This window comes from Flavobacterium subsaxonicum WB 4.1-42 = DSM 21790 (genome assembly GCF_000422725.1).
In the GTDB taxonomy this organism is placed as follows: Bacteria; Bacteroidota; Bacteroidia; order Flavobacteriales; family Flavobacteriaceae; genus Flavobacterium; species Flavobacterium subsaxonicum.
On sequence record NZ_KE383909.1, the window covers coordinates 421,068 to 435,664 of the forward strand.

Sequence of the window (14,597 nt, forward strand, 5' to 3'; positions counted from 1 at the left end):
TGTGTAATAGGCAATTGAATAGTAAAGGCATGTAATTTGAATAACAACAACAGGCCTTAATAGATCCTGACTATTACAAATTACTGAATTCAAAAATATAGTAATCAGTTAAAAAAAAATTGAGGCGTATTATCAATTGGTTGTGAAAAATTATTAATTATACGATTTTTGATATTTTAAAGGAGTTTGTCCAGTAATTTCTTTAAAACATTGATGAAAGCTCGAAAAGTTTAAAAAACCACTTTCAAAGCAAATTTCCTTAACTGTCATTCTTTTCTCGATAAGCATTTTGCAGGCATTTCCTATTCTTATTTCATTTACAAATTCAGAATATGTTTTGCCTGTTCTCAATTTAAAAAATTTACAAAATGAGGTACGGCTCATTTTTGCCTCATTAGCAATTTTATCAAGGCTAATTTTTTGACTATAATTTTTAAGGGTGTAATTATAAATTGCCTGCATTCGGTCTCTTTCAGATTCCTGAAAATTTGCCCTAAAACCTAATGAGACCAATATCTGCGCCTTCATGCACTTACTGATTTCTAAAAGTACCTCAATTAGGTTTATTATTTTTTTGGGACCTTGCGACTCAATTACCTGTATGATTGATTTTGTAAGGCAATTATCAAAATTATCTTCTATTTGTATACCCCTTTTAGATTTTTCTATGACCCTGCTAATTTCCAGGTTTTCCGGCAGGTATAAAAAGTCTTTTCCCCAAAAGTTCTTATTAAAATGCACTACATACACCTCAATTTCCGATTCCTTGTCCCGTTCGCTAAACTGCCAGTAATGCGGTAAATTGCTACCCACAAGTACAACATCACCACTTTTAAAATTTCTTATATTATCGCCAACAAATTGCGTACCAGATCCCTTTTTAAAGTATATGAGTTCAATTTCTTCATGGTAATGCCACCAACTATTTATATCGGGCAAAATTTCTCTTTTGGCTGTGAATGACCTGGTAGAGTTTGGGGAAATAGTAAGATGATGTGGTTTCAACGATAACGATATTTTAAGCTAATTTAAGCATAAAATATGCATTTGATATTTTTGGGATAATAAAACTTAATAATTGGATAATTTTTCAAAATTTAGATGCTCAAAAATGCCATTAATTTGTAAAAGTAATTAACGGTTTTTTAACATTATAAATGCGAATAATGTTTTTATCGCTTTAATAATACCATAAATTTTTTTAAGCAAAACAGTTGTTAAAAGGAAATATCCTCTAGCAGCAAATGATTGAAAATAAAGTTTTCATGTTAGGGTAGTTACCACTTGTATGCACAAAAGTGAAGCCATTAATCTAACATGAAGTAATGAAAAGATTGCGTTTTGTTAGCTATGTAAAGGATTTTTTTTAGCGCCTAACGTTTGACCTATTTACTAAAACGTTGTAGTGCACATTGTTGTGAAAGGCAACACTTAATTAATGTATTATCTATTTTAATTTAATGTACAAGTATGATGAATCAATTACTCAAAGGAAATGTAGCGAAAGCAAAAGATAGTGCTTTGCAACCCTATCCTAATTTATGGCTGGTGTGTATAATAACGCTCCTGTCATTTCCGGTTTTTGCACAACAGCAGGTTACTGGAAAAGTGGTCGCGGCAGATAACGCTAATGAAACGCTTATCGGCGCATCTGTACTTTCTAAAGCTACAAAAAATGTTGCTAATACCGACGACAGGGGAAGTTATTCTATTGCTGCTACAGCAACGGATACTTTGGTTTTTACTTATTTAGGTTTTGCTACTAAAGAAGTGTATGTAAATGGAAAATCTGTTATTGATGTGTCATTAACACCCGACCAGCAAGTACTTGATGAAGTAGTCGTTGTAGGATACGGCACCCAAAAGAAAATTAACCTTACGGGCTCTGTATCAGCAATAGCATCGAAAGATTTAGAGAACAGGCCAATTACGCAGGCATCACAGGCTCTGTCAGGCCTAACGTCAGGAGTTGTAGTGTCTCAAACATCAGGCAGGCCAGGTAATGATGGTGCCAGTATAACCATCAGAGGACAAGGGTCTTATGGAGCAGGGGGTAGCCCATTAGTAATTTTAGATGGTATCGCGGTATCACTTAACGATGTAGATCCTAATAATATAAAGAGTATTTCTGTACTTAAAGACGCAGCATCAGCGGCAATTTATGGTAGCAGGGCTGCAAATGGTGTAATTATAATTGAGACAAAAAGGGGGCAGGCAGGGACTATGCAGGTTAATTATAACAGCTATGCAGGTTTTCAGAGTGCTGTAGCGTTGCCTGACTTTTTAGATTCTGCCGGGTATGCCGCAATGAGAAATGAAGCTAACGCAAATATGGGGCAGGCCGCTTCGTATACTGATGCTGACATCGAAAAATTCCGCAATCAATCAGACCCTGACAATTACCCAAATGTTCCCCATTTAAAAAACCTGCTTAATTCAGGATCAGGCTTCCAGACTAACCATAATCTTACCTTTATGGGTGGAAATGAAAAAACACGGTATTTGTTTTCTACTACTTATTTAGAACAAAACGGCCTCGTGGCTAAAAACGATTACAAAAAGTATAATTTTATGCTTAATGTAGACAGTAAAATAAAGGAGAATCTTACCCTTAAAGTAAATTTAATGGGATATACATCAGAAACCAACGAGCCTATACAATCTGAAGGTGATATGATGAGCATTATAGGCTACGCTGTACGTGAAGGCCCTATTTACGCAGGCAGAAAGTCGGATGGTACTTATGGCTACCAGGATAATTATAGCCCTGAAGCATGGGTAGATAGTAACTCATTTAAAAAGGGAACTAATAAAAACTTTTTAGGAAGCGGTGAATTGGCATGGCAACCTATAGAGGGGCTTACCCTAAGTGGTAAAGCCGGCTATAACCTGTTTAGCTTCTATGATAAAAATTATTTGGCTGAAGTACAGTTTGATCAATATAAAACTATAGGCCCTAATAATTTAAATGTATATTCAGGGCAGGGTACTCAGGTTACGTTACAGGCATTAGCTACTTATACTAAAACAATTAAAGACCACAGTTTTACGCTTCTGGGGGGCGCATCTCAGGAAAAATATTCTGACTGGAGCCTTAACGGTTACCGTAGGAACTTTCCAAATAACTTACTTAGCGAGCTTAATGCGGCCTCAGCTGAAGGCATGACAACTTCAGGATCTGCATCAGAGTGGGCTATCAGGTCCTATTTTGGAAGGTTGAATTATTCTTTTGGCAACAAGTATTTATTTGAAGCTAATATAAGGACTGATGGTACATCGAGGTTTCCAAGCGAAGGCCGTTGGGGTGTATTCCCATCTTTTTCGGGAGGCTGGATCGTATCTGAAGAATCTTTCCTTAAAGATAAATTATCATGGCTTCAAACTTTTAAGCTTCGTGCTTCATGGGGTAAGCTGGGCAATCAAAATGTAGGGTCATATCCTTACCAAAACAGGGTTAGCCTAGGGCAAAACTATTCTTTTGGGGGAGCTTTATTACCGGGTGCTGCTGTAACAACTACAAGTAATTCTGATATAACCTGGGAGAGTACAGCTACAACTGATTTTGGCTTGGATGCTAATTTTTTTGATGGAAAATTAGGGCTTGTTGCCGATTTTTTCAATAAAAAAACATCTGGTGTACTTTATGGGGTAACCACTTCATCAGTATTAGGTATGGGTACATCTCCGGTAAATGTAGGTGGTGTAAAAAATACAGGGTTTGAGGTTGCTCTTAACTATAGCCAACAAATAGGTAATCTTAAAATAGGAATTAGCCCTAACTTCTCCTATATAAAAAATGAAGTTACGGAGTTATCTAGCGGACTTAGCGAAGATATTAATAGTAACTTGTTTGTAGGGCAGCCTATAGGTGTTATATATGGTTATGTTGCAGATGGCTTGTTTGTAAACCAGGATGATGTGTCAACATATCCATCACAGCCTTATGCAGCAGAACCGGGACTGGTTAGATACAAAGATATTAGCGGTCCGGATGGTGTTCCGGATGGTAAAGTGGATGCTACTTACGATAGGAAAGTTATAGGTAATACAATGCCAAAATATACTTACGGACTTAATTTAACAGCTAATTATCGAGGCTTTGATTTTGCTACACTACTGCAAGGGCTTGGCGGTTATGATAAACAATTATCTTCCTATCAGGCCTACGCATTTTATAATGGAGGACAGATACAACAGTGGCAGGCAGATAACCGTTGGACAGAAGCGAATCCTGACAGAAATGCATCATATCCTAAATTAACCAGTCTTAATGGTGGTAGCGGTACTACGATGACATCTACATATTGGTTACGGAACGCAAGTTTTTTGAGGGTTAAAAATATACAAATTGGATATACTTTACCAGATAGCCTGGTAAAAGATAAATTAAAAATGTCAAGACTGAGATTTTATATTGGGGGTCAAAATGTCCTTTCATTCAATCATTTTTATAAGGGTTGGGACCCAGAAATGGGTGGTGGCAATTTTTATCCTATCACTAAAACATATACACTTGGCTTAAACGCATCTTTTTAACATATAAATATCATGAAAACTATAAAATATAAATTTTTATCTCCGGCTAAAGCACTTTGTGTCATTACAATGTCCGTTCTTACTATTGGTTGTACAGAAGATTTTTTAGACAAGCAGCCGTTAGATCAGATTTCTGATGCTACTTTTTGGAAAACTGAAAATGATGCTATGCTGGCGCTTACCGGTTGCTACAATATTGGTGCTTACTGGGCAGGTCAGGATTTTTTTAACGGCATTTCTTTACTATGGCTGGATCTTGCGGCAGGCGATGGATCGGAAAAAGAATTTTACCCCGACCATATGACTGATGGAACATTAAACTCAAGTTATTGGGTTACTGCTGCATATTGGTCAAACACTTACGGTAAGATATCTAAGTGTAATAATTTTTTGGATCATATTGATGCTGTACCAATGGATGAGGTAAAGAAAGCCATGATGAAAGCAGAGATACGCACCCTAAGGGCATATTGCTACTTTAACCTGGCCTTGTATTTTGGTAATGTGCCACTGTCAACCCATTTATTAACAGTAGAGGAAGCGAATAACATACCGCAAACGTCAAGGGCAGATGTATGGGCTTTTGCAGAGCAGGAACTTGCAGCAAGTTATCCCGATTTACCATCTACCCGCCCTTCTAATGAAGATGGTCGTATTACAGCGGGTGCTTCATTAGCTTTTTTAGGACGTGTGCAAATGGCCGAGCAAAAATGGCATGATGCAGCATTAACTTATAAGCAAATTATCGATAGCCAAGTTTACATTATTGATCAGGCGGGCTTTGCGCAATTGTTTTGGCAAACAGGTGAAAGCAGTAAGGAAGTAATTTTTAGTACACAATATCAGCCAGATGTTTATGCCCAGGTTTTGCCACAGTACCTTTACCCTGAAACTTATGGAGGATGGCACCAATTTTCACCTTATAATGAGTTAGTGCAGTCATATGAATGTACTGATGGTAAAACGATTGAACTATCACCACTTTATAACTCGAGCACTCCGTACGATAACAGGGATCCGAGGCTTGATTATACTATTATGATATCTGATAGAACTCAATTTAAAGGCGTTACCTACGTATCAAGGCCAGACTCATCGTCGCCCGATAGAATAAGCAGGTACAGCTGGAGCGGCTACTGCATTAACAAGCTAATGGATCCTACTTTTGATGGTAACCTAATGAACTATGGTGGTAATTTCCCGGTAGTGCGTTATCCTGAAGTTTTACTCGGCTATCTTGAATCTAAGCTTGAGGCAGGTGAGGGTATTACACAGTCATTGTTAGATGAAACTGTAAACCTTATACGTAACAGGCCAACCGTAAATATGCCTGATGTTACCACTACGGATCCTAACGCAGTAAGAGAAATACTTCGTAGGGAACGTAAAGTAGAACTGGCTTTTGAAGGTATACATTATTACGATATTTTACGTTGGGGTACGGCTGGACAAGAATTAAACAGGCAGTTTACAGGTATGAAGTTAACAAATACTCCTGAAAGCTATAGCGACTATCCGGTAGACAGTAATGGTTTTTACATCTATCAACGAAGGAATTTTATTGTGGGCGTAAACGAGCTTTGGCCCATACCACAAACAGAATTAAATATCAATAAAAACTTAGTTCAAAATCCGGGCTATTAATATAATAAATTGTTGGGTTAGTAAATAGAGTGATTGTAATGCAGTATGCCCAGGGTGATGAGCCATTTCACCATTGGGCAGCTGCATTTATTAAATTATATATATTATAATCCTCGCATTAAACATAAAGAATGAAAAAACTTACCGCGAAAAATACATTGCTTTTTTTATTTATACTTGGCATTACCTGGATACCGGGCTTTAGCCAGATATCTTTTGGCGATGCAAAAAAGATAAATGATGGCTGGAAGTTTAACCTTGAAGATACCAGGAACGCCCAGGAAATTAAATTTGACGATAAAGAATGGCAGGCTATAGACCTTCCGCACGACTGGAGTATAAAAGGACAGCTTAGCCCTACACTTGCAAGTGCTACAGGCTACCTTCCCGGAGGTATAGGCTGGTACCGTAAAAACCTTAACGTACCTGCTGCACAAAAAGGCCAGAAAGTATATTTATATTTTGAAGGCGTTTACAACAGGAGCGAAGTATTTGTAAACGGCCACTCTTTAGGAAAACGCCCTAACGGATATATTTCTTTTTCTTATGATGCTACACCATATATCAACTTTGGAGGAGACAATACCATTGCTGTAAGGGTAGACCACAGCAAAAGTGCCGATTCCCGTTGGTATACAGGCTCTGGTATATACCGCAACGTGTGGGTAGTATATGCTAACCCTGTGCATATTGCACAATGGGGTGTGTATGCTTATCCTGAAGTTACTAAAGGTAATGGTGTACTTAATGTAGAGGTTGAAGTAGAAAACGGCTCATCGTCTAAAGAAAGTGTTACCGTTGTAAATGAACTTATTGGCCCTGACGGAAAATCAGTTGCTAAAAGCTCGCAGAAACTTACTGCTGCGGCTGGTAAAAACCAAAAGGTTACAACGCAGTTAAAAGTCAGCAACCCTAAGTTATGGGATTTAAATAATGCTAACCTGTACAAGTTAAAAACTACAGTACTTAAAGGCAGTAAACAAACAGATGCTACTACAACAACTACAGGTTTCCGCACATATACATTTGATGCCAATAAAGGTTTTGCCCTTAACGGTACATGGATGAAAGTTAAAGGGGTGTGTTTGCACCACGATGCCGGTGTGTTAGGGTCGGCAGTACCAAGGGATGTTTGGAAAACAAGGCTTAAAACCCTTAAAGAAATAGGTGTTAATGCTATACGTACAAGCCACAACCCGGAGTCTCCTGATTTTTATGAGCTTTGCGACGAACTTGGCTTATTAGTGTTAAACGAAGCGTATGACGAGTGGGAATACCCTAAACGTAAATGGCTTGAAGGCTGGAACTATGGTACGCCGGGCTACGAAGGAAATTCGGATATTTTTGCTGATTGGAGCGAAAAAGATTTAGAAGATATGGTACGCCGTGACCGTAATCACCTTTCTGTATTTGCGTGGAGCATTGGTAATGAGGTTGATTACCCTAACGACCCGTACTCGCACCCAATACTTGATGGTACAAAAGCAATGGGCTTTACACAGGCTGCTTATGGCGGCTACAAAAAAGATGCCCCCGATGCTATGAGGCTTGGTGCTATTGCTAAACGCCTTGTTGCTGCGGTTAAAAAATATGACAAATCGCGACCTACTACAGCTGGCCTTGCAGGTGTAGCAATGAGTAATGAAACAGAATACCCGGGACTGCTTGATATTGCCGGTTATAATTATACTGAAAGCCGTTACAAATCTGACCATGAAAAATATCCTAACAGGGTTATTTATGGTAGTGAGAACGTACATGATATTGAGCCATGGCTTGCTGTTGTAAACAACGACCATATTTTTGGACAGTTTCTTTGGACGGGTATTGATTACCTTGGCGAATCTGGCAGATGGCCATCAAGAGGTTTCTATTCAGGCCTTGTAGATTTTGCAGGCCGTATAAAACCAAGGGGTTATTTCCGTCAGTCATTATGGTCAGATACACCAATGGCATTTATCGGGACCTACATTCCGCGTCAAAAAGAAAAATCGCCAAGCAAAGATGCATGGCCTTTATGGAACTATGAGGCAGGACAAACAGTGCGCGTAGTTGCTTATACAAATGCTGCAAAAGCCCGTTTAGAACTTAACGGTAAAATAGTAGGCGAAGTTAAAAACTACGATAAAAATGTAGGCATCATCTCCTGGGATGTTCCTTATGCAGCGGGTAAGCTTGAAGTTATTGGCCTAAGTACCGACAACAAAGAAGTAAGCCGTTACGCAATAGCTTCATCAGCACAGCCTTATGCATTGGTAGTAAAAAATAAATCGGTTACTATAGATAAGCAAAAAGGTGTTGCCCAGATAATGGTTGATGTTGTAGATAAAGATGGCCTGCCTGTAATGCTAAGCGATAACGACATTACATGTACAATTAATGGCCCTGCAAGATTACTTGGCCTTGAAGCCGGTAACAATAGCGACATGACCGATTATACCGATAATGTACAACGTGCCTTTAACGGACACCTGTTAGCCTACCTGCAAAGTACAGGCCAGGGTAATAAGGTTACTGTTACTTTTACGAGCCCGTGGCTACAGCCTGTTACAGTTACAGTTGATGTTAAGTAATTTGCCAAATATGAAATATATAATTTGTGAAAAACCCGGCGAATTTCTGCTTAAAGAAAAACCGGTTCCGAATAGAAGAAGTGGAGAATCGTTACTAAAAATCAAAAAAATAGGGATATGTGGTACAGATATCCATGCCTTTGGTGGTACCCAGCCCTATTTTAATTATCCTAGGATATTAGGCCATGAACTGGCCGCAGAATATATAGAAGGTGGAGCGGAAGGTTTTAAACCTGGTGATAAATTAACTTTTATTCCGTACTTTCATTGTGGTAAATGTGTGGCATGCCGTAATGGCCTAACAAACTGTTGTGTTACTATGCAGGTTTTTGGTGTGCATATAGATGGCGGTATGGCAGAATATATCACTGTTGCTGATGATTACTTAATAAACGGCGAAGGTCTTGATCATGAAGAGTTAGCCTTGGTTGAGCCACTTGCTATAGCATTACATGGTGTGCGTAGGGCAGGAGTTACAAATAAAGACACTGTGCTTGTTATGGGAGCCGGGCCTATAGGGTTGGGCTTAATTCACTTTGCTAAATTAAAGGGTGCAAAAGTGATCGTGTTTGATATTAATGAGCATCGCCTTAAGTTTTGTAAAGAAGTACTTAAGATTAGCAATCTTATAAATCCGGTTAATGATGATGTAATAAAAAGGCTTAGTGAAATTACAAATGGCGATATGCCTAATGTAGTTTTTGATGCTACGGGTAATGCAACTGTTATGAATTCAGGATTTAATTATCTTGCACATGGTGGGCGTTATGTATTGGTTGGGCTTCAAAACGGTGAGCTAAAATTTAACCATCCTGACTTTCACAAACGGGAAGCAACGTTAATGAGTAGCCGTAATGCAACTAAAGAAGATTTTACTTATGTATTACAGTGTATCAAATCTGGTAGTATAAACCCAAAACAATACATTACCCACAAGGGGAATTTTGATGATGTTGTACACTTATTTAATGATTGGATAAATCCTGAAAATAATGCTATTAAAGTAGTTATCGATCTGGATTAAAAACATATATTATGGATTTAGGATTAAAAGGAAAAGTGGTTGTAGTATCGGGATCGGCTGGGAAAGAGGGCAGCATTGGCGTGACAATAATAAACAGGCTTGCCGCCGAAGGGGCTATACCGGTGCTGCTTGACCATAACGAAAGAGGTGCTGCTTATGCCGATATACTTAAAGCTAACGGAACGAATGCACTATTTTGTAAAACAGATGTAACCGATGCAAAGCAAGTAGAAGCGGCTGTTGATAAAATAATACAAAAGTACGGCTGTATAGATATAGTGATTAATAACGTAGGCCTTAATGATGGTGTAGGCCTCGATGCATCTTACGAGGAATTTATTAATTCGCTTAAACTCAATTTGGGGAGTTATTTTTTACTTGTAAAATATGTTTTGCCACACCTAAAAAACTCAAAGGGTAACATTCTTAATATAGGATCTAAAGTAGCGTTAACCGGCCAGGGAGGCACATCTGGGTATGCTGCGGCAAAAGGCGGAGTATTAGCACTTACCCGCGAATGGGCCGTTGATTTAATACAATATGGCATTCGCTCTAATGCAATAATTGTTGCCGAAAGTTACACACCTGCTTATGATGATTGGCTTAAAACCCTCCCGGACGGCGATGCTGCACTAGCAAAAATTAAAAAGAATATTCCTTTTGAAGTCCGCATGACACGCCCTGAAGAAATTGCAGATACTGCCTTGTTTATAATATCAAACAAATCATCGCATACTACCGGGCAATTTGTATTTGTAGATGGTGGCTATGTGCATTTAGACAGGGCATTAATTAATGATTTATAGTTAGTAGCAATGCACCAACGAATAGACTCCCACCAGCATTTTTGGAAATTCGATCCCATTAAGGATGCGTGGATTGATGAATCGATGCATAAAATAAGGAAAGATTTTTTACCGGCTGATTTACTTCCTCTATTAAATGACAATCAATTTTCAGGTTGTATGGCGGTACAATCAGCACAAACTGAAAGTGAGACAGAATTTCTGCTCAATCTGGCCACAAAACACTCTTTTATTAAAGGTGTAGTAGGCTATGTAAATTTATTAGATAAAAATATACGCGAAAGACTGGAGCATTTTTCCAATAAAAAAAAGCTAAAAGGCTTTAGGCATATCATTCAGGGGGAGCCTGATGGTTTTATGTTGCGCGAAGATTTCAGGAACGGGATAAGTGCATTAAAAGAATATAATTATACCTATGATATTTTAATATACCATCATCAACTTCGTGATGCCATTAAGCTTGTGAAGCATTTTCCTAACCAGCCGTTTGTGTTTGATCATATTGCTAAGCCCGATTTAAAAACGGGTAATATAGCCACATGGAAAGAGAATATTAAAGAACTTGCCCAGACACAAAATGTATTTTGTAAAGTATCGGGTATGGTTACAGAGGCGCATTGGGATACCTGGATCGCTGATGATTTAAAACCCTGCCTTGATGTGGTTTTTGAAAATTTTACTGCAGATAGAATAATGTTTGGGTCTGATTGGCCGGTATGCAATCTTGCGGCCAATTATGCCAAGGTGGTACAAATCATACATGATTATATGGCTCAATTATCACAAAAAGAAAAGGAACAGGTTTGGTTTAAAAATGCACAGGTATTTTATAATCTTGATTTATAAATATTGTCTGTCTATGGCTAATCACAATCGAAACCATGAAAAGATTAAAAAGGTCAGAAAATTATACTCAAAAACTACCTATAAAAATAGTGCAGTTTGGGGATGGTAATTTCATTAGGGGATTCGCCGATTACATTGTAGATAAACTAAATGCAGAGGCAGATTTTAATGCTGGTGTTGCCGTAGTTAAAGCCAGGGCGGGCGGGTCTATACAATTATTGCAAGATCAGGATGGTTTGTTTACACTTTTAACTAAAGGCATAAGCCAGGGTATACCTGTAGAGCACACAAGGATTATATCGTGTATTCAAAAAGCTATTAATCCATATGAAGATTATAATGCTTATCGGGATTTAGCAAAAGAGGAAGAGTTAATTATTTTATTATCTAATACTACCGAAGCCGGTATTGTTTTTAACGAAAATGATACTTTACTTACAGGGCATCCGCATCAAAGCTTTCCCGCAAAAGTAACAGCACTGCTTTATGAACGATTTTTATATTTCGAAGGAGATAATACCAAAGGATTAACCCTGTTACCGTTAGAACTTATAGCTAATAATGGCGATGTATTGAAAAAAATCATACTACAATATGTAAATTTATGGCAGTTGGGCAATGCATTTACAACATGGATAAACGAGTATAATTATTTTCATAATACATTAGTAGACCGTATTGTGCCCGGTTATCCTAAGGATGATGTAACTACGTACATAGAAAAATTAGGATATGAAGATACCTTAATGACAGTATCTGAGACATTCCTGTTTTGGGCTATACAAGCCGATGAAGTGTTATTACAAAAAATTCTGTTTAATGCTATTAACGAAAACATTCTGGTAGTTAAAGATATCGAGCCATACAGGGTGCGCAAAGTGCGAATACTTAACGGTGCACATACGCTTATGGTACCCCTATCATTATTAGATGGAAATGAAACGGTTAAACAATCTATAGACAATAATTTTATAGGTCTCTTTATAAAAGAGGCTGTTTACCAGGAAATAAATCCAACGATAAACCTGCCGGAAACAGAATTAACTATTTTTTCTGACGAGGTATTCGACCGATTTCGCAATCCATTTATACATCACAAACTTTCGAGCATTGCTTTAAATTCTATTTCAAAATTTAAGGTAAGAGTATTGCCGGTCATACTGGATTATTTGGCAAAATATAATACGCTGCCATTGCGGTTAACCTTTGCATTCGCTTGTCTGCTTCGTTTTTATAAAGGAGATTGGAATGGTAACACCCTACCAATACAGGACGATTTTAAAATTATAAACATTTTTAAACATGCCTGGGATGCAGACAGTATTGATGAAACGGTGAGTTATATTTTAAGCCAGACATTGCTTTGGGATACTGATCTTTTAATAGTTGATTCTTTAAAAAAGCAGCTGATTACAGCTTTGCAATGTTTAGAAAATAATGGATCTATTGAAGAAGCCTTCATCGCCTATAAATTAATAACGCTCCCTAAATAAATATTTAAAGAGCGTTATTACTGCAATAGATAGTAAAAATCTATTGTTTTGTATAGGCTTTTACATGTTGTTTGCTCGATCCTAATCCGTCTATACCCAACTCTACCACATCGCCTTCATTCAAATACCAGGGTTCTGGTTTCATACCTAAACCTACACCTGCAGGAGTTCCTGTTGTAATAACATCGCCGGGTAAAAGTGTCATGAACTGGCTAATATAACTTACTAAAAACGGAATATTAAAAATTAAGTTAGCTGTATTACCGTCCTGTACTTTATTTCCGTTTACGGTAAGCCAAAGCCTTAGGTTATGTACATCTTCAATTTCATCTGGTGTGGCAATAAATGGGCCCAGCGGAGCAAAAGTGTCGCAGCTTTTGCCCTTAACCCATTGCCCGTTGCGCTCTATTTGAAATTCACGCTCGCTGTAATCATTATGCAATACGTATCCGGCAACGTGATTTAAAGCATCTTCCTCACTCACGTAACTTGCTTTTTTGCCAATAACCAGTGCGAGTTCCACTTCCCAATCAGTTTTTTTACTGTTTTTAGGTATGATAACATTATCATTAGGTCCTACAATGGCAGATGTTGCCTTGAAAAACAAAATAGGCTCAGTAGGTATTTCGGCATCCGTTTCTTTAGCATGGTCAATATAATTAAGGCCAACACATACCAGTTTAGATGGCCTTGCCATAGCGGCACCTAGGCGCGTTGTTTTAGCAACTTCACTAAGCCCGCCTTTTTCAATATCTTTTTGTAATTGATTAATAGCATCGTCTGCAAAAAAAGCTTCATTATAATCATTAACCAGGTGCGATACATCATACCAAGTGTCATTAATGATAACGCCCGGTTTTTCCTGTCCTTCGGCTCCAAATCGTATTAGTTTCATATAAATGTATATGTTTAGTTGTTAAGGGTAGTAAAACCACCATCAATAGGGTAATCTACGCCGGTAATAAAACCGGCCTCGTTGCTGCAAAGATACAAAGCAAGTGCTGCAATTTCTTCGGGTTCTGCCATACGGCCAATAGGCTGCGTTTTAGATAATTTTTCGAACATTTCTTCAACGTTATCAGGATAATTTTTTTGCAAAAAGCCATCAACAAAAGGTGTGTGTACCCTTGCTGGGGAAATTGAGTTACAACGAATGTTCTCGCTAATGTAATCTTTTGCGACGCTCATGGTCATGGCTTTAACAGCCCCTTTTGCAGTACTATAGGCAAACCTGTCTGGTATACCTACTAATGCTGCGATAGATGCCATATTAATAATAACGCCGCCGCCGGCTGCACGCAATTGCGGTATAGCTGCATGCAGGCAGTTGTAAACTCCTTTTACATTGATGCGGATTACCCTGTCAAAATCATCTTCAGGAGTGGTATCTGCCTTGCCTATATGGGCAACACCAGCGTTATTTACAAGTATATTAATAGCACCAATTTTAATAAAAGTTTCTAAAACAGCCTGCTGGTTAGACACGTCACATACATGAGCAAACGCTTTGTTATTGTTATTAGTAATTTCTGATACTGTACCTGCGGCTTGTTCTTCGCTAATTTCTATAACATGAACTTCGGCGCCCTGTTTAGCGAGCAATACCGCTATAGCTTTACCAATACCACTACCGGCACCGGTTACTACCGCTTTTTTATTTTTTAATGAAAACATT

The 14,597-nt window shown here is 38.1% G+C and carries 10 protein-coding genes; 7 read left to right on the plus strand and 3 right to left on the minus strand.

The annotated features are described in order from the left end of the window. Positions 1 to 153 precede the first annotated feature (153 nt). Positions 154 to 939 carry an AraC family transcriptional regulator gene (locus G509_RS0112305; protein WP_020214567.1) on the minus strand — a complete coding sequence of 262 codons (786 nt, stop codon included), beginning with the start codon at positions 937 to 939 and terminating at the stop codon, positions 154 to 156. Positions 940 to 1,470: 531 nt separating this feature from the next. On the opposite strand from G509_RS0112305, the gene G509_RS0112310 reads away from it, so the two are divergent. From G509_RS0112310 to G509_RS0112340, 7 genes are all read left to right on the plus strand, one after another. Further along, positions 1,471 to 4,536, plus strand: a complete 3,066-nt coding sequence (locus G509_RS0112310; protein ID WP_242604858.1) for a SusC/RagA family TonB-linked outer membrane protein — start codon at positions 1,471 to 1,473, stop codon at positions 4,534 to 4,536. 12 nt (positions 4,537 to 4,548) lie between these two features. After that, the gene (locus tag G509_RS0112315; RefSeq protein ID WP_026991806.1) at positions 4,549 to 6,180 is read left to right on the plus strand and encodes a RagB/SusD family nutrient uptake outer membrane protein; all 1,632 of its coding nucleotides are present in this window, start codon (positions 4,549 to 4,551) and stop codon (positions 6,178 to 6,180) included. 131 nt (positions 6,181 to 6,311) lie between these two features. Beyond that, the gene (locus G509_RS0112320) at positions 6,312 to 8,753 is read left to right on the plus strand and encodes a glycoside hydrolase family 2 TIM barrel-domain containing protein (protein ID WP_026991807.1); all 2,442 of its coding nucleotides are present in this window, start codon (positions 6,312 to 6,314) and stop codon (positions 8,751 to 8,753) included. A 10-nt stretch (positions 8,754 to 8,763) separates the two neighbouring features. Further along, complete coding sequence (locus tag G509_RS0112325; protein ID WP_026991808.1) at positions 8,764 to 9,777, plus strand: zinc-binding alcohol dehydrogenase family protein; 1,014 nt, start codon at positions 8,764 to 8,766, stop codon at positions 9,775 to 9,777. 11 nt (positions 9,778 to 9,788) lie between these two features. After that, positions 9,789 to 10,583, plus strand: a complete 795-nt coding sequence (locus G509_RS0112330) for an SDR family oxidoreductase (protein WP_026991809.1) — start codon at positions 9,789 to 9,791, stop codon at positions 10,581 to 10,583. 9 nt (positions 10,584 to 10,592) lie between these two features. Continuing rightward, positions 10,593 to 11,429 carry an amidohydrolase family protein gene (locus G509_RS0112335; protein WP_026991810.1) on the plus strand — a complete coding sequence of 279 codons (837 nt, stop codon included), beginning with the start codon at positions 10,593 to 10,595 and terminating at the stop codon, positions 11,427 to 11,429. A 35-nt stretch (positions 11,430 to 11,464) separates the two neighbouring features. Further along, positions 11,465 to 12,922 carry a tagaturonate reductase gene (locus G509_RS0112340; protein WP_026991811.1) on the plus strand — a complete coding sequence of 486 codons (1,458 nt, stop codon included), beginning with the start codon at positions 11,465 to 11,467 and terminating at the stop codon, positions 12,920 to 12,922. 40 nt (positions 12,923 to 12,962) lie between these two features. Here G509_RS0112340 and G509_RS0112345 read toward each other — a convergent pair whose 3' ends face one another. Continuing rightward, complete coding sequence (locus tag G509_RS0112345; protein WP_026991812.1) at positions 12,963 to 13,817, minus strand: fumarylacetoacetate hydrolase family protein; 855 nt, start codon at positions 13,815 to 13,817, stop codon at positions 12,963 to 12,965. 14 nt (positions 13,818 to 13,831) lie between these two features. Next, positions 13,832 to 14,596 (minus strand): SDR family NAD(P)-dependent oxidoreductase, encoded by a 765-nt coding sequence (locus G509_RS0112350; protein WP_026991813.1) that lies wholly within the window; start codon positions 14,594 to 14,596, stop codon positions 13,832 to 13,834. Position 14,597: the final 1 nt, after the last annotated feature.